At 61.6% G+C, this 16,915-nt stretch carries 13 protein-coding genes, 1 tRNA gene, 1 pseudogene and 2 riboswitches; of the genes and pseudogenes, 13 read left to right on the top strand and 2 right to left on the bottom strand.

From position 1 onward, the window contains the following. Nucleotides 1–112 precede the first annotated feature (112 nt). Nucleotides 113–1,342, bottom strand: a complete 1,230-nt coding sequence (locus RA167_RS00685) for a glycosyltransferase (RefSeq protein ID WP_076785887.1) — start codon at nucleotides 1,340–1,342, stop codon at nucleotides 113–115. Between the two features lie 611 nt (nucleotides 1,343–1,953). Between RA167_RS00685 and RA167_RS00680 the strand changes: the two genes are divergently transcribed. From RA167_RS00680 to RA167_RS00640, 9 genes and pseudogenes are all read left to right on the top strand, one after another. After that, nucleotides 1,954–2,160, top strand: a complete 207-nt coding sequence (locus RA167_RS00680; RefSeq protein ID WP_076787552.1) for a type II toxin-antitoxin system VapB family antitoxin — start codon at nucleotides 1,954–1,956, stop codon at nucleotides 2,158–2,160. Next, nucleotides 2,157–2,537, top strand: coding sequence for a type II toxin-antitoxin system VapC family toxin (locus tag RA167_RS00675; protein WP_076785886.1), 381 nt, complete (start codon nucleotides 2,157–2,159; stop codon nucleotides 2,535–2,537). Before RA167_RS00680 ends, RA167_RS00675 begins: the two co-directional genes overlap by 4 nt. Nucleotides 2,538–4,089: 1,552 nt before the next feature. Next, nucleotides 4,090–5,210 (top strand): IS3 family transposase gene (locus tag RA167_RS00670; protein ID WP_139337038.1). Its coding sequence is split into 2 segments (ribosomal slippage): nucleotides 4,090–4,348 and nucleotides 4,348–5,210, totalling 1,122 coding nucleotides; the frame shifts between segments, so codons are not numbered across the junction. Between the two features lie 67 nt (nucleotides 5,211–5,277). Then, nucleotides 5,278–5,496 carry a hypothetical protein gene (locus RA167_RS00665; RefSeq protein WP_076785883.1) on the top strand — a complete coding sequence of 73 codons (219 nt, stop codon included), beginning with the start codon at nucleotides 5,278–5,280 and terminating at the stop codon, nucleotides 5,494–5,496. A 5-nt stretch (nucleotides 5,497–5,501) separates the two neighbouring features. Continuing rightward, nucleotides 5,502–5,705, top strand: a complete 204-nt coding sequence (locus RA167_RS15555) for a hypothetical protein (protein WP_076785748.1) — start codon at nucleotides 5,502–5,504, stop codon at nucleotides 5,703–5,705. Nucleotides 5,706–5,748: 43 nt separating this feature from the next. Next, complete coding sequence (locus tag RA167_RS00655) at nucleotides 5,749–6,267, top strand: hypothetical protein (protein WP_286132988.1); 519 nt, start codon at nucleotides 5,749–5,751, stop codon at nucleotides 6,265–6,267. Nucleotides 6,268–6,433: 166 nt separating this feature from the next. Beyond that, the gene (locus tag RA167_RS00650) at nucleotides 6,434–9,226 is read left to right on the top strand and encodes a toprim domain-containing protein (protein ID WP_076785749.1); all 2,793 of its coding nucleotides are present in this window, start codon (nucleotides 6,434–6,436) and stop codon (nucleotides 9,224–9,226) included. 515 nt (nucleotides 9,227–9,741) lie between these two features. Then, nucleotides 9,742–9,945: pseudogene (locus tag RA167_RS00645) on the top strand (hypothetical protein); the annotation flags it as partial. A gap of 113 nt (nucleotides 9,946–10,058) precedes the next feature. Next, nucleotides 10,059–11,180, top strand: a complete 1,122-nt coding sequence (locus tag RA167_RS00640) for a tyrosine-type recombinase/integrase (protein WP_076785880.1) — start codon at nucleotides 10,059–10,061, stop codon at nucleotides 11,178–11,180. 65 nt (nucleotides 11,181–11,245) lie between these two features. On the opposite strand, the gene RA167_RS00635 is transcribed toward RA167_RS00640, so the two are convergent. Continuing rightward, nucleotides 11,246–11,321: transfer RNA gene (locus RA167_RS00635), tRNA-Arg, on the bottom strand. Nucleotides 11,322–11,693: 372 nt separating this feature from the next. Between RA167_RS00635 and RA167_RS00630 the strand changes: the two genes are divergently transcribed. The 4 genes from RA167_RS00630 (at nucleotide 11,694) to gcvH (ending at nucleotide 16,874) form a co-directional block, all read left to right on the top strand. Further along, nucleotides 11,694–12,308: a c-type cytochrome gene (locus RA167_RS00630; protein ID WP_076785879.1), complete on the top strand. Its 615-nt coding sequence runs from the start codon at nucleotides 11,694–11,696 to the stop codon at nucleotides 12,306–12,308. Between the two features lie 181 nt (nucleotides 12,309–12,489). Then, nucleotides 12,490–14,628, top strand: coding sequence for a UvrD-helicase domain-containing protein (locus RA167_RS00625; protein WP_076785878.1), 2,139 nt, complete (start codon nucleotides 12,490–12,492; stop codon nucleotides 14,626–14,628). A 282-nt stretch (nucleotides 14,629–14,910) separates the two neighbouring features. After that, nucleotides 14,911–15,014, top strand: a riboswitch (glycine riboswitch). A gap of 59 nt (nucleotides 15,015–15,073) precedes the next feature. Continuing rightward, nucleotides 15,074–15,217, top strand: a riboswitch (glycine riboswitch). A 63-nt stretch (nucleotides 15,218–15,280) separates the two neighbouring features. After that, nucleotides 15,281–16,399 carry a glycine cleavage system aminomethyltransferase GcvT gene (gene gcvT, locus RA167_RS00620; RefSeq protein ID WP_076785877.1) on the top strand — a complete coding sequence of 373 codons (1,119 nt, stop codon included), beginning with the start codon at nucleotides 15,281–15,283 and terminating at the stop codon, nucleotides 16,397–16,399. Nucleotides 16,400–16,493: 94 nt separating this feature from the next. After that, on the top strand, nucleotides 16,494–16,874 hold the full coding sequence (gene gcvH, locus RA167_RS00615; protein WP_076785876.1) for a glycine cleavage system protein GcvH: 381 nt from the start codon (nucleotides 16,494–16,496) through the stop codon (nucleotides 16,872–16,874). Nucleotides 16,875–16,915: the final 41 nt, after the last annotated feature.

Raw genomic sequence — 16,915 nt, 5'->3', positions numbered from 1 at the left:
AGGCCGGCGCCGCGCGGGCCACTGCGCACGAGTGTTTACCGGTCATCGGCCTGCCGGAGGGCGGCGCAAAACAATGGATTTTATCATGCGGACCTGCTGGGCGCAGGCACGTTCAGCGGCGCGGCCCCTGCGCGCGCAGCCGCGTGGCGAGTGCCGTCATACGCCGGTTCGCTGCCTGCGGGGCGTATTCGTCCACGCGCGCCAAGCCTCGTGCCACAAGACGCTCGCGCAATGCGTGATGCGTCAGCACCTGCTCAAGCGCGCCGGCCATCGCGGCGGCATCGCCCACTGGCACTAGCAGTCCCGCATCGTCCGCAAGCAGCGCACGCGGACCGGTCGGACAGTCCGTCGCCACCACCGGCGTGCCCAGCGCCATCGCCTCAATTAGCACCATCGGCAAGCCTTCATATCGACTGCTTAATACCATCACTCGTGCATGTCGCATAAATGGGAAAGGATTCGGCTGGAATCCGGCGAATATCACGTGGTCCGTCAATCCGAGGTGCCGAACCTGCGCTTCCAGTACCGGACGGTGAGGTCCATCGCCCACCAGCACCAGCCTCGTACCCCCCATGCGCCCGCGCGCGAGCGTGCATGCATAGGCGTCCAACAACGTTTCGTGATCTTTTTGATCACCGTCGAGTCGCGCAACCGATACGATATACGGACGTGTCGGCAACTCGACCAATGCTTCAGACTGTGCCCGGATCACTGCAGGGTCGATGACGTTCGGCAATTCGATGACGTCGCGCAATCGCGCACCAAACATCTGCCGCGCCTCGCGCGCCATGCCCGTGTTGAGTGCCGCGACTGCTGCGTAGCGCGCGTATTGACGTGCGAGCCGCTTGACCTTGGCCGGCCGATTGCCGAGCCGGGCCGCGAGGCTGAAGTGGCTGATGCCGATCCATGGCTTGCCGCCGGCGCCCGCGTGCTGGCGCAGCGACAGATCGAAGTCGCAGATCAAGTCGTAGTGAGCCGCAAGGGCGCGAATCCGGCGCGCGAACACCTGTCGCAAGTACGGTCGCAATAACAGTTGTTGCACGATACGGCCAATTCGGCTGAGCCGGCGTTGCAGCCGCAGCGTCTCGAGCCGATACTGCCACGGCCGGTCGGCGAGAAAGTGCACGCGCACGTCGCCAGGCAGCTGCGCCCGGAAATGCTGTTCGAACTCCTCAGTCGGAAACCCGACGATCAAGTCGACGTCGAACGCGCCACGATCCAGCGCATGCAACCATCCCATCAGTGCGGTCTCGGTCCCGCCAAGTCCAAAATGGTGGATATGGAATGCGATGCGGGTGCGCGTGACCTCGGCCTCGCGCGCCGCATACTTGTCGTGTTGCATGATTCGTAGGATTCCTCGCCTGTCCGCGTTACCTGGAGCGTCGCACGCACCGACAGTGCAAGCCTCGCCTCCATGAACAGGCAATCAATAAACAAAAACCCAAGAACTTTTCGGCTCTTGGGTTTTTGTCAATCAATCGGTGGTGGCCTGGGGCGGAATCGAACCACCGACACGCGGATTTTCAAAACGTACCGCAAGAACCACACCCTTGTCTGACAAGGCTCCGCGGCCTCCCAAGAAGCGAAAAGCGGCCTGAAATACTATATAACTCGGCACAATCCTGGCACAGCTCGGTTCATTTTTGGCACACGCTGGCTTAGCCGATTAGCCCCGCCTGTCGTCGGCATTGTAACAAAGCCAGAAGTGGCCTCGGTTGTCATGAGCCCGGCGCACCCATGCTCGCGATGAACCGGAATGCTCGGTCACGTTGAGTCGGAATACCCACTCGACCAACTGCGGGCCGACACCGGGCGCACCGAAAGCTGAATGACGCGGTCACCGGCATACGGTCAAGCCCCCCGCGAGGGGCGACGTAGGGTGGAGGAAGCGCTGAGATTGAAAAGATGCTAAAATTGATGCTAAATTGCATCAAAATTAGAGGAAAAGTCTTCATGCGAACCACTGTCACCATTGACGATGCTCTTTACCAAAAGGCGCTGGAAATCGCCGATCCCAACATGGACAAATCGGACATCTTTCGTGAAGCCATCAAGACTTTCGTGAGGGTACAAGCAGCCAAGCGTTTAGCTGCGCTGGGCGGTACGATGACAGATATACAAGACGTGCCACGTCGCCGTACGGAGCCAGGCGAAAGATGAGCGTACTCGTCGATACTTCGGTATGGGTGAGCCACTTCAGGAGCCGCAACAATGCTTTGATCGACTTGATCGAAGCCGACTTGGCACTGACTCACCCTATGGTCTTGATTGAGCTTGCCTGCGGGACACCCCCGGCTCCACGTACCCAGACACTCAACAATATCGGGTTGTTGCAACCCGCCAATCAAGCGACCTTGACAGAAGTGATGGCGTTCATCGAACACGAAAAGCTGCATGGGCTTGGCTGCGGGCTAGTTGACGTGGCATTGCTCGCTTCAACGTTGATCACGCCAGGCGCGCAACTATGGACACTGGACAAGCGCCTTGCCGATTTGTCGGCACGTTTTGGTGTGGCGCATCATTCCAAGTTGCACTAGAAAAGGGGTTCGACGATTGGGGCGCCAAAGTACGACTCCGAAACGAGCCGACATCAACGTGCTCGCGTGGGCATCTTCTCAACCGGTCGCCGCGCAGTTTTTTCCTCGATGCCCTGGTAGCTAACGTGCGCCACGCAGCGTAGTTGTTCGCGCGCGTATATCAAGCGAACACTGCCTTCGGGGTTTTACCCACATCCCCCGCCTCTGTTTTTAGACCCCGGCACGCAAAAAAGCCCAAGGGTTCGGCGCGGCGCTGGATGATGTACGTCGGCGTACTGCCAAGGGCTCCATAAGGCAAACCATAACAAAGGATGTTTCCTAGTGCCAGACTATGTATGTCCTTACCATCGCCAAATAGGTGCATTGTGGCGCGATGCCGTGCATGAAAACGCACGATTCCCGTACACCGGAAAACGCTCGGAAACCCACGCCACAAGGGTGGCGAGCCGGGCAAACAGGTTAACCACGCTGTTAAGCGAAGCGGGCAGGCAAGGAAAGGTTACTCGCAAATATCAAAAGTTGACGCTCTTCCGAATCGATGGCAAGCTAATTTAAGGTGCTAAACACACCTTTTCGTAGACGGAAAACCGCTCCCGTCAGTCAAGCGGCTTTTTTGTGTCCATAGGTTCCGTGTTGTCCTAGTTACGCTGGCAGCACTTACTTATGGCCGGGTGACGCACAGCTATACAAGACCCGTAAGGGGAAATCTGTGGGCGGCCCTACGACCGTGTTCAAGTGCCCGGCCGCCTCTCTGAACAGGAGGCGAAACTGAACGATTCGTAGGAAGCTAATATGGCCGCGTGCACCCCTTCTCTTCAACCCTTTCAATGGGATGAAATAGGTCTTCACAGGCGGAAAACTGCTCCCCTCAGTCAAGCGGCTTTTGCGTCCATAGGCTCCGTGTTGTCCTAGCTACGTAGGCAACACTCTTTTATGGCCGGGTAGCGCGCAGCTATACAAGATCCGCAAGGGGAAATCTGCGGGCGGCCCTGTGACCGTGTTCAAGTGCCCGGCCGCCTCTCTGAACAGGAGGCAAAATTGAATAAATTCACAGGAAGTCCCTATATCCGCCTTATAAAGTTGACGCTCTTCCGAATCGATGGCAACCTATCGTGAGGTGCTCAACACACCATCACAGGCGGAAGCCGCTCCTGTCAGTCAAGCGGATTTTTTACGCCCATAGGTTTTGCGCTGCCATCGCTACGATGGTCGCTTGCTTATGGCCGGGTGGCGCGCAGCTATACAAGACCCGCAAGGGGAAATCTGCGGGCGGCCCTGTGACCGTGTTGAAGCGCCCGGCCGCCTCTTTGAACAGAGGCAAATTCAACAAATTCACAGGAGGTCTCTCATGTCCTCCTCTCCCTCCAGTCTCTTCAATGGAGCGATATTAATCTTTCCCAGATTGTCCACATCAACGGCACTCCCTACGAGACGAAAGCCGCGATCGGCAAATGGCTCGAATACGCCGGTCTGCGTGATGCGATTGACCTGCCCCCTGCAAGCAGGGCCAGCCAGAACCTAGTAAAGTTCGTTTTCGGAGAAGAAGACGAACATGAAAAAGCGCTTTACGGAAGAACAGATCATCGGGTTTCTGAAGGAAGCCGAGGCCGGCAGGCCGGTCAAAGAGTTGTGCAGGCAGCACGGGTTCAGTGACGCGTCGTTCTACACGTGGCGCGCGAAGTTTGGCGGCATGGAGGTGTCGGAAGCACGCCGGCTCAAGGAACTGGAAACCGAGAACGCGCGGCTGAAGAAGCTGCTGGCCGAGGCGATGCTCGATATGCAAGCGTTGAAGGTTGTCGTCAAGGGAAAGCCCTGAGCCCGCAAGCCAAGCGCGAAGCAGTGGCGGTGATTCGGGAGAAGGTAAACATCTCGGAGCGCCGCGCCTGCCGGCTTGTCGGGCTTTCTCGCAGCGTGTTGCATTACGAGGCGAAGCTGGACCACGACAATGATGCGCTGAAGGCGCGTCTGGTGGAACTGGCGCACGAGCGTCGGCGGTTCGGTTATCGGCGATTACACGCAATGATGAAGCGCGAGGGTATCCAGGCGAACCATAAGCGTGTGCATCGCCTTTATCGTGAAGCGGGGCTTGCCGTACGGCGCCGTCGGCGGCGCCACGGCGTCATGATTGAGCGCGAGCAGTTGGCGTTGCCAAGCGGGCCGAACGAGGTGTGGTCAATCGATTTTGTGATGGACGCGCTGTCCAATGGGCGGCGTCTGAAGTGCCTGACCATCGTCGACGATTTCACCAAGGAGGCCGTGGATATCGTGGTGGACCACGGCATGTGCGGCTTGTATGTCGCGCGAGCGTTGGAGCGAGCCGCGCGTTTCCGAGGCTATCCGAAAGCACTGCGAACGGACCAGGGACCGGAATTTACGGGCCGAGCGCTTGACCAATGGGCGTATGCTAACGGCGTGAGCTTGAAATTGATTCAGCCGGGCAAGCCGACACAGAATGCTTACATCGAATCGTTCAACGGCAAGTTCCGCGATGAGTGCCTCAACGAGCACTGGTTCACGAGTCTCGCGCACGCTCGCGCGCTCATCGCCGCGTGGCGCCAGGACTACAACGAGCAACGGCCGCACAGCGCACTGAATTACCTTTCGCCCGCACAGTTTGCGGCGAAACACCGGGCAACAGCGGATGCTCCTGCCGCTTTCCAGGAGCTGGTATAAAAGGACTTTGCTAGAAGCCCGTTGGCCCTACTGAAGGGGGCAGGTCACCTACAAAAAGGAGATCCGCATGGCCACCCTCGCTTCTGCTCCGCTCGTTCTTCCCTTCGATCCAGCCTCGCTGCCCATGGAGCAGCGCCGGCAGTACCTGCGCACCCTTTGGGATGCCGACATCGACCCGTTCGTGTTCGCAGGTACCGCGCGCAGGCTCGGCTATGTGATCCATTGCAAATGGGACATCGCTGCCGGCATGCCCGTTTTGCTGCCAATGGTGGCCACGCTGCATTGATACCGATGCATACGTCTATCTCAGACAGCGAGCTGCGACGCGCATGGCAGCGCCTTCGCATGGTCGGGGACTTCGATACCGCCATGCGCCACACCGCTGTTCGTCGTGTAGTGGAAAGCGCCGCGCGTGCCATGCGGGCTCGCTCGACGGACCGCAAGCGGCCTACTGTCCACCGCCGACGCACAACCGCCAAGGACCAAGACGAGTAACACAACCGCGCCGGCCGCCGGCGCACTCACAAGGAACCACGCCATGAAATACTACGTTTTCTGCACGACAGTGCTGTTCATGCTGTTCTTTTCATTGACCGGGCTGTATCTCGCACTCCATAGCGTCCTGCGTCACCTCGATCCGCTATTGGGGCCAGCCACCGCATTCGCCGTCAGCATCTTTACGCTCTGCGCGCTCATTGTTGCGCTGGCATGGTCGGTCCCATCGCGAGGTGACGCCATGAAAAGGTCCTTTACCTTCAACACCGTCACGGATGAGTATCTCGCGGGACTGAAACACCCAGCGCAGTTTCTGCTCATTGAATACGGCGACCGCGACGCCTGCGAGGCGGTCCCTGCCCTAACCGCTGGACGCATTCGACGCTGTGTACGCAGCGTGCCAATCGCGGTGTGCCACGCGCAGGCAACCCACCTCGAACGTAACCGTCGCCGATTGCGGCACATGCTCGATGAGGCGAGCGCTGCGCGTGCCAATCTGCAACGCGCGGCGTATCCCATCGAGCGCAACCGGCTTGCCCCTTCGGTGCAGGCTCGCGCATGAACGTCTGACCGGCGCGGCGCCGTGCGACGCGACGCCACGCGCTCGCCTCGCTACGCCATGTGAGCAGCTTGCCAACGCGCTGTGCACGTGGCTTGGCCCCCCGCCATGGCGAGCCATTCCATCCGAGCCGCTATCCCATGCAACTACCTAAGCAACATCCATCACGATGGCCTCGATCGACGAACTGAAACAACGCATCGACCTGCACGACCTCGCCGACCGGCTCGGCCTAAGGCGCGGTCGCGGCGGCGACAAGGCGCTCTATCACTCCCCGCAGCACGAGGACAAGAGCCCGTCCCTGTCGATCTATGTGAACCATCCGAAGCACGGCACCGGCTGGCGCGACCACAGCGCCGACGCCGGCGGCTCGTGCATCGACTTGGTGATCCACGCCCGTGGCGGCACCGTCGCCGACGCCGTGCGCTACCTGCACGATGCCTACGGTATCCCACTGGACCGGCCAACGCACGCCGAGCACCGCGAGAAATCGACCGTCGAATACATCGCCGATCGGTGCTTGGCCGAACGCGATCGCGTGCGCGGCTACCTCAGTGGCCGCGGTATCTGCGCCGCGGCGATGGACACGGCGATCGCCGCGCGCACCCTGGGCTTCAACACCTGGACGAGCTCGAAGGTCGCCGCCGGCGAGGTCGGCCACGCCGGCCCGGCCGCCGCGTTCATCGTGCGCGCGCCGGGCGACGGCCGCGTCGTCGCCGTCGATATGCGCTATGTCGATCCCACACTCAACGGTGGCGTTAAGACGCAGACGCAGGGCGACAAAGCCGGTTACGGCTGGAGCGCTGATCCTCGCCAGCTCGACAAGGCGAAGCGCGTGTTCATCGTCGAAAGCGCGATCAATGCGCTGTCGGTCGATACCTGCGCAATGTCCGGTACCGCCGCGCTCGCGCTGCGCGGCCTCGCTAACGTCAACGACATCGACTTCGCGTTCCTGCGCGGCAAACAAGTCGTCATTTGCCTGGACAACGACGAGCCGTTCTCGGACGACCACCCGCGCGCCGGCCACCGGCCGGGGCCTGAAGCTGCGTGGGCACTCTACGAGCGGCTCACGAGCCTAAATATCAGTGCCGTGCTCGTTGACCAGGCCGGCTGGCTCGCTGACCTCGCGGACGGCGAGACGACACGCAAACCGATCAATGATGTGAACGACTACCTGCAACTGCGCGGCCCGACCGAGCTAGCGCGCGCGCTTGAGCAGATCGAGCCCTGGCTGATCGCAGGCCTGGCCGGCGACGCCACGCGCCGCGGCCGGCCACGCATCTTTCTGCCGTCGCACGACTTCGCGCAATACTGGCGCTTTCGCGTACGCCCGGACTTCACCAGCTACATCACAAAAATGGACCGCAACGAGGAATCCGGCGTTGAAACGCCCGTGATGACGGATCTGTGCGGCTTTCGCATCGCCGGTATCAGCCGCGTGTCGGTCGCAAGCGCAACGTCAACGATGACGGGCGACGCCGACCAAGCGCCGACCGTCTACTTCGCCGTGTCCGTGCAGGCGCCACGGCACGGCGCGCAGCTGATCCGCCGCGTGATGCTTGACGACCAGCTGCACAACGTCGACCAGTGGGGCAAGTTCGGCCCGATCTGGGCGCCAGCGCCGTTCAAGCGCATGGTCAACATCCTGGAGCGCGGCGCCAACCTCGGCGCGCGCCAGGCGGCAAACTTCGTCGGGCTCGCATGGCGCGACGGCCGACTAATCGTCAACGAAGGCCCAGACTGCTATTTCACCGAAGCAGACAAACAATGTCCGTATCACAATCTGACGTTCCCAAGCGGCCCAGTCAGCGACGCGCGCCGCGTCATCACCGCCTACCAAACGACGTTTAAACAGAACGCCGCGACAATCCCGCTTGTGTGGTCGCTGGGCGGCCATCTAAAAGCACTGCTCGGCTTCTGGCCACATATCACGATCCAGGCGAACAAGGGTGCAGGTAAGTCAACGCTGATCAAGCGGCTCGAACGCTCGCTTGCATTCACAATGTTCTCCGGGCAGTCGCTGCAAACGGAATTTCGCCTGCTGACCAGCATTAGCCACACGAGCCACCCGGTCGGATGGGAAGAGCTGTCCGCGCGCCGGCAGGACGTGATCGATAAGGCGGTTGGGCTGCTGCAAGAGAATTACCAGTACACCGTCACGCGCCGCGGCACCGATATGACCGAATACCTGCTGTGCGCACCGGTGATGCTGGCCGGCGAGGACGTACCGGTACGCAGTCTGCTCGGCAAACTCGTGCGCACGACGCTGACCGGCAAACGTGGCCCGCTGCTGCCCGACAATCTGCCGCGCTTTCCGGTCCGGCAATGGCTCGAATTCCTCGCCAGCCTGAACAAGCAGGCTGTGCTTGAGCAATACGCGAAGCTGCGCGACATGGCGCTGGCCCATTGCCGCGCGAGCGGCGAGGACGACGGCGCCAAGCGCATGGCCGGTAACTACGCGGCCGTCGCGCTCGCCTGGCGCTACCTGACCGAGTTCGCCGGCATGGACCCGAGCGAAGGCGACTTCCCGCGCGACCTGCTCACCGAGATGAACGGCCACATCGCCGAGACGAGCGCCGACCGCGAGCCATGGGTCTGGATCATGGAAACCGTGCTGTCCGAGATCGACGGCGGCAATTACAAGCATCCGTTCACGTTCGACACTGTCGATGGTGAGTTCTGTCTGCTGCTGCGCACCGGTCACGTGATGGACCACATCGCGCACACGAGCAGCCTACGTGATAAGTGGAACGGCCTGCCGGTAAAGTCCGACCGCGTATTCAAAGCGCAGCTCAAGCACGCCGGTGTCGTCGTCGGCGACAAGGAAGTGGAGCGTCGCATCTATACCCGTCGTGTGCCGTATCTCACACCGATCTCACTCGAACGCTTAACCGGCTTCGGCCTGCATGTGTCCATTCGTGAAGACTTGGCAACCGACGCGCTTGCAAGGGGGCACGTATGAACCGCTTTCAGCCCTTGCAACCACCGTGCGGCAGTAGCCGCTTCCTTCATTTCATCCAATCGCATAGCGGTCATAGATTGCGCTACTCAGTTCACTTCGCCCCACTCCCTAGCGAGCCGAAACGGCCGGGCAACGTCGCGAGCGGCGCGGGCGCAGGGCCGCACACGGGTTTTGCCACGCGGGAACCGCCCAGGTAGCGCATGCGAGTCGTGGTTTTTGGGGGGGTGCGCTCGTAAGTCCTTGATTCTTGAGAAGAGTACCGCCATGGGTCATGCTCGATTTGCCACGAGTTGGGCCTTTTTTGCCACGAGTCTGGTTTTTGTGCCGGCCCTCCCCACCCCTATCTTATCTCTCTCTAAATTATTGAAAAATAAGAAGAAAGGATACAAAGAAGGCAAGAAATCAGCCCCAACGCGCTGCCACGAGTCATGTGCGTTTTGCCATGAGTGACGAACGCTGCCTATTTTTTAGGCCACGAGTTTTTGACCCTTGCCATGCCTAAATGATGGCAATTGATGGCACAACAAATTGTTAAAAATCAATTATTTATGAGAATTCAGGACGCAATCCATCAATCCACGAGTTGCGCTGCGTGTGCTCCCGCCGCGCGAAGTTCGGCCGCCCCCCAGGCGGCAACGGTTGATTTGCTCGGCGCTGCCGCCATGCTGGGCGCGCATCCCGAAACCGTACGCCTGAAAGCCAAGGCCGGCACGTTGCCCGGTCGGAAGGTCGGCAAACGCTGGATGTTTTCGACAGTTGCTCTGCAGCGCTACCTCGCCGGAGAATGGATTCCGCGAGTTGTGCAGGGCGATCAGCAGGAGGAAGTTAGAAAATGTCGCTCTATAAACGCAGTAACAGTCCCAACTGGTATTACCGCCTCGCCCCGCCTGGCGGCGGTCCGGTCGTACAAGGCAGCACTGGCACCAGCAACAAAACGCAGGCCCAGGAGTTCTACGACCGCCTGAAGGTCGAGTTGTGGAATCAGGTGAAGCTCGGCCACAAGCCGCGCTATACCTGGAACGATGCAGTCATCCGGTATGTCGGCGAACGCGAGGGGTTGCCGAGCCTGGAAACATCGAAAACGCACCTGCGCTGGCTTGACCAACACCTATCCGGCGTCGCCCTGGTGGATATCGACCGCAGCCGCATCGACGCGATCGCGCTGGCAAAGCGGCGGGAACCCCGCGTAGTACGAACGAAGCGCGGCATCGTGACAACCGACAGGACGGTCAGCGCCGGCACGGTGCGCCGCGTCATCGGCGTGCTGAAGGCCGTGTTGAACGCTGCCGTCGAATGGGAATGGTTGGATCGCGCACCGATAACGAAGTGCGCGAAGGTCGTGCAAAAGCGGATCCGCTGGCTCACGCCGACGGAAGCCGAACGGTTGCTCGCCGAGCTGCCCGAACATCTTGCCGACATGGCGCACTTCAGCCTCGAAACGGGCCTGCGGCGCTCGAACGTGACCGGGCTGCAATGGTCGCAGGTTGACATCGTGCGCCGCGTCGCGTGGATTCATCCGGACCAGGCGAAGGCGAAAAAGGCGATTACGGTGCCGCTGTCCGATATGGCAATCGCCGTATTGCGGCGCCAACTCCCGAAGAAGCGTTCGCCCAAGTTCGTGGACAGCGTGTTCGTGTACCACGGTAAGCCGGTCTACCAGACGGTGACGGCTGCTTGGCGAAAGGCTCTGAAGCGCGCCGGCATCCGCGATTTCCGCTGGCACGATCTGCGGCACACGTGGGCGAGTTGGCACGTACAGCGCGGCACGCCGTTGCAGGTGCTCAAGGAGTTGGGTGGATGGGAAACGCTCGAAATGGTGCAGCGCTACGCGCACCTGTCGGCCGCTCACCTGGCGCAGTGGGTACGGCCACACCTACCGGCCGCTCAGGGTATCGAGTTACCGCAGGCAACATCGTCAGCAACGACAGAAACACGGCTAACCGCCGCCGGCTAACTGTAATTTCACTGTAGTGGGAGGTAACGGTGCTGTAGCGAAACCGCTGGAAGCCTTATCAGGCTTGGCGCGCCCGGCTGGGATCGAACCAGCAACCCCTGCCTTCGGAGGGCAGTACTCTATCCATTGAGCTACGGGCGCATCATATTGAAGGGCATCCGAGGAAAACGGACGCTAAAGCAGTCCAAAAGTATAACGCAACTCGACTGTGTCGTCCATCCGATATGGGGGGAAATACCAGCCCCCAGCCATCGCGGGTCCCGCAACGATTCCCGTACATAGACGTCCCCGGCTTACCAAGCTCTCAGTAGGTGATGACACGGGGTAAAGATTGGCACCGGTACATTCGGGCTTTGATTGGGTAAACACCCGCTTGATCGCACGGGAAGCTCCGTCACGTCCCGTTTCTTTGCGTCTATAATCGATCGACGGTTGTTATCGGCAGTCGTTTTGGCAGGTCCTGTCGTTCGCTACCACGCTTTACCGAATCCATTGTTAGAGAGACGAGACAGCATGAGCGAAGCACACGAAGCCCCGATCAAAAATCCGAAGCAGCTCATCGCGCTGGTCATTGCCAGCTTTGCGCTCCCGGTCATCATCATTGCGCTGCTCGTCAGTTATGTGGACAACGCCACCCGCACCGGTGCCGGCACCGACGGTTTGTCGCACGAGCAGGTTTCCCGCCGTATTGCACCCGTAGCCCGCGTGGAGATCCGCGACGCGAGCACCCTAGGCGAAGGCCAACGCGCGTCCGACACATCGGCCGCCGCAACGCAATCCGCCGCGGCGGCAAGTAGCAGCAGCGCGCAAGCTGCAGCCGCCGCAATCGCCGCGATTTCTTCGGCGCCGCCGTCCGGCAGCGCCGCCACGTCCGCAAGCGCGGACGCCACGCAGGCTGGCAAGGCACTGTACCAGCAGGTCTGCCAAGCGTGTCATGCCGCCGGCATAGCCGGCGCACCGAAGCTCGGTGACAAGGCGGCCTGGGCGCCACGGCTAAAGGAGTCGATGGACACTGTCTACCACTACGCGCTGCACGGCAAAGGTGCGATGCCGCCCAAAGGCGGCTCGAACGCTTCCGATGCCGACGTGAAGGCGGCCGTTGACTATATGGTAGGCGCAGCCAAATAGCCGGATCGGCACGAAGCGGCGCAGTCAACCCGTCTGCGAACTTTAGGCCCGCGCGGCGCGTCGGCTGTCCACGGCGCGCCGCTGTGTTAGCGCCGCTGTGTTAACATCCCGGTCCCAGCGAACCACATCGTTCGACGCGACGCATCCGTGCAGCGCGCGTCGTCGCCCTCCGCTACGCTCCATGTATGGCCTAAACCCCGCGCAAAGTGCCGCCGTCACCTATCTCGACGGCCCCTGCCTCGTGCTTGCCGGTGCCGGTAGCGGTAAGACGCGTGTCATCACGCAGAAGATCGCTTATCTGATCGAGGCAAAAGGTTTCGAGCCACGTCACATTGCAGCGGTCACCTTCACGAACAAGGCGGCAGCCGAAATGCGCGAACGGGTTGGCAAGCTGCTCGAGGGCAAAACGCTGACGACGCCTGGCAAGGAAGGCCGCAAAGTGCCCGTTAATCAGCTGACGGTATGCACGTTCCATTCACTAGGCGTGCAGATCCTGCGTCAGGAAGCAGCACATGTCGGTTTGAAGCCGCAATTCTCGATCATGGACGCGGACGATTGCTTCGCCATGATCCAGGAGCAGGTCGGCACGACGGATAAGGGACTGATTCGCAGGATCCAGTCGATCATTTCGCTGTGGAAAAACGGCATGGTCACGCCGGAGCAAGCCAGTGTGCTCGCGCAGAATGAGGACGAGATGCAGGCGGCAATCGTATTCCGCAATTACGCGGCAACGCTGCACGCGTATCAGGCGGTAGACTTCGACGACTTGATCCGGCTGCCCACGGAATTGTTCCGCGACAATGAGCCGGTGCGCGACAAATGGCAGAACCGGCTGCGCTACCTGCTGGTGGACGAGTACCAGGACACCAACGCGTGTCAGTACGAGCTGCTGAAGCTGATCGCCGGCCCGCGCGCGGCGTTCACGGCAGTCGGCGACGATGACCAGGCGATCTACGGCTGGCGCGGCGCGACATTGGAGAATCTTGCGCAATTGCAAGTGGACTTCCCTCGTCTGAAGGTCATCAAACTCGAGCAAAATTACCGCTCGACGGTGCGCATCCTGAACGCCGCGAACAGCGTGATCGCACAAAACCCGAAACTGTTCGAGAAGAAGCTGTGGTCCGAACATGGCATGGGTGACACGATTACCGTGACGCCATGCAATGACGAAGAGCACGAAGCGGAATCGGTGGTGTTCCGCCTATCGGCGCACAAGTTCGAACGCCGCGCGCAGTTCCGCGACTATGCGATCCTATACCGGGGCAACTTCCAGGCCCGGATCTTCGAGCAGGTGCTGCGCCGCGAGCGTATCCCGTACGTGTTGTCCGGCGGACAGTCGTTCTTCGATCGCGCCGAAATCAAGGACATCTGCGCCTATCTCCGGCTGATCGCTAATCACGACGACGATCCGGCGTTCATCCGCGCGATTACCACGCCGCGCCGCGGTGTGGGCAACACGACGCTAGAGGCGCTCGGTTCGTTTGCCGGCCAGGCGAAGGTGTCACTGTTCGAGGCAGTCTATATGGGCGGCATTGAGGCGCGGCTGTCGCCACGTCAGGTCGAGCCGCTGCGGGTGTTCTGCGATTTCATTCAGCGCATCGCGGCACGGGCCGGCACCGACCCGGCAACGACGCTGCTGGATGACCTGATGGAAGCCATCCATTACGAAGCGTACCTGTATGACGCATTCGACGAGCGCCAGGCGCAGACCAAGTGGACGAACGTGCTCGAGTTCCTCGAATGGCTCAAGAAGAAAGGCACGAAACCGGAGCGCGACGCCACGCTCGGCGGAGCCGACAAGCCGGGCGGCGAGGATGCCGACGACGATGACGAACAACATGCATACGGCTACGATAATGCGGACGGACTGGCCGATACCGGCAAGAACCTGCTGGGTTTGATTCAGACCGTCGCACTGATGTCGATGCTCGATGGCAAGGACGAGGATCCGGACGCGGTACGCCTGTCCACCATCCATGCGTCGAAGGGCCTCGAGTATCCACACGTATTTTTGGTGGGCGTCGAGGAAGGCATTCTTCCGCACCGAGGTGGCGCCGATGATGAGCCGATCGACGACGCGCGGATCGAGGAGGAGCGCCGCCTGATGTATGTCGCGATCACGCGTGCACAGCGCAGCTTGCATCTGAACTATTGCAAGAAGCGAAAGCGCGCGAGGGAGACGCTCGTGTGCGAGCCGTCCCGCTTTATTGCGGAAATGCGTCTGGACGATGCGCCGCCGCCCACGCAGGACGAAGCGCCGATGACGCCCAAGGACCGGCTGGCGAGCCTGAAGGCCTTGCTGCAGAAACAGCCAGGCTGAATACCGTCACGCCGCGCAGCGGACGCGGTCCGGTACGGTACGGCACGGCACGGCACGCCGCTGCCAGTCAGCGCCCGTGATGCGGCCGACGGCCTGGCAATCATCGAAAAGGCGCGTGAAAGCGCGGCAACCGGACGGCGCGTGGGCTTCGCACAATGAAAGCCCGTGCGGGTTCGCCGCCGTCGGCCACCACGACTGGCGCGTCCCGATCCGGATCGGCGCGGACACCGCATGCCGCACGCGCGAGCCGATTGACACAGCGGCGCGCGGCGCGCACAATCGCCACGCGCGCCGGGAGAGCGCACCGGCTTCATGCGACGAATCGCAAGCCGGTGCCGCCGAAGGGGCAACCCACAAACTCTCAGGCAAAAGGACCGTGCGCGCCGGACCGCCGACTCGTCGTCGCACGCCGCGCCGCCCATTGGCGCGTGTGCGCCAATGGGCGGCACCGCACTCTGGAGAGCGGTAGTAGCAGCCGTGCGCGTGCAAACGCAGCGGCGCAAGCTACCCACCGAAGGGGCGCGCGCCGATGCGTGGCAAGCAAGCCGCGCGGCGCAATCTCTCAGGTACCGAGGACAGAGGGGTCATGCATGCATCCACCGCTGCTCGGATGCTCGTGCGCCTTTTTGTGTTCGCGCTATCGAGAGCTTTCATGACTCAACTCAAGACCACCCCGCTCAACGCGGTCCATCGTGCGCTCCATGCACGCATGGTCGATTTCGGCGGCTGGGACATGCCGGTGAACTATGGCTCACAGATTGACGAGCACCGCGCGGTACGCAGTGACGCCGGCATGTTCGACGTGTCACACATGTGCGTCGTGGATATCGCCGGCGCTGGCGCACGGGCGTTCCTGCGCATGGCATTGGCCAACAATGTCGACAAGCTGCAAACGCCGGGCCGAGCACTGTACTCGTGCATGCTGAATGCGAGCGGCGGGGTGGTCGATGATTTGATCGTGTACTACTTCGCCGACGATGCGTTCCGCGTCGTAGTCAACGCCGGTACCGCGGATAAGGACATCGGCTGGCTCGGTCAACTCAACGCGGAAGGCGGCTTCGGCGTCACGCTGACGCCGCGCCGGGACCTGGCAATCCTTGCTGTGCAAGGCCCGAATGCGCGAGTGAAGGTCGGGCAGGCCGTGCCGGCGGTGCAACAGTCGGGCGAAGCGCTCAAGCCCTTTAACGCCGCGCGCGTGGACGGCACGCCGTTCGGCGCACTAATGGTCGCTCGCACCGGCTATACCGGCGAGGACGGCTTCGAGCTCATTGTCGAGGCCGCGCACGTGCAAGCATTATGGCAGGCGCTCGCCGCGCAGGGCGTTAAGCCATGCGGCCTGGGCGCACGCGATACGCTGCGGCTGGAGGCCGGCATGAATCTGTACGGGCAGGACATGGACGAAAACGTGTCGCCGCTTGACGCCGGCCTCGCGTGGACCGTCGACTTGTCGGGCGAGCGGGATTTTGTCGGCAGCGCTGCGCTGCGCGCACAGGGTCAGCGCGCGACGTTCGTGGGCCTGGTGCTAGACAAAGACCCGCAGGGCAAGCCGGCGGGTATCCTGCGCGCACACCAGAAGGTGCTCACTACACACGGCGACGGCGAGGTCACCAGCGGCACGTTCTCACCGTCGTTGCAGCAATCCATCGCATTGGCGCGCGTACCGACGGCTGTGTCGGCCGGCGATACAGTACGGGTCGTGATCCGCGACAAGGCGTTGCCCGCGCGGGTGGTTAAACTGCCGTTCGTGCGCCACGGTAAGCCGCTCGTCTGACGGCGGCGCGCCGCCACCGCCGCGCGCCGGGCACGGTGCGCCCGCGCCGCGCCGGCGCACCGATTCACGACCTCAACGATATCAGGAGTCATCCATGACCATCCCGGCCGAACTCAAATACACCGAATCCCATGAGTGGATTCGCAAGGAAGACGACGGCACGCTGACCGTTGGCATCACCGACCACGCGCAGGAAGCACTGGGCGACGTCGTGTTTCTCGAACTTCCGGAAGCCGGCAAGCAGGTCGAGGCCGGCGACGCGATCGCAGTGATTGAGTCAGTCAAGGCGGCCTCCGACATCTATGCGCCGGTTGCTGGCGAGATCGTCGAGTCCAATGACGCACTGATCAGTGCGCCAGACCAGGTCAACGGCGCGCCGTACGAGTCCTGGTTGTTCCGTATCAAGCCCGCGGATACCGCTGCGATAGAGCAACTGCTCGACGCGGCCGCGTACGGCCAGGCGATCGGCGCCTGATTGACCCCAACGGGTCCACGCCGGCCCCGCACGTCGCGGCG

Origin of the sequence: Mycetohabitans endofungorum, assembly GCF_037477895.1 — a bacterium.
Classification (GTDB): Bacteria; Pseudomonadota; Gammaproteobacteria; order Burkholderiales; family Burkholderiaceae; genus Mycetohabitans.
Note: the sequence above shows the minus strand (reverse complement) of the source record. Positions and strands in the feature narration are given on the sequence as shown.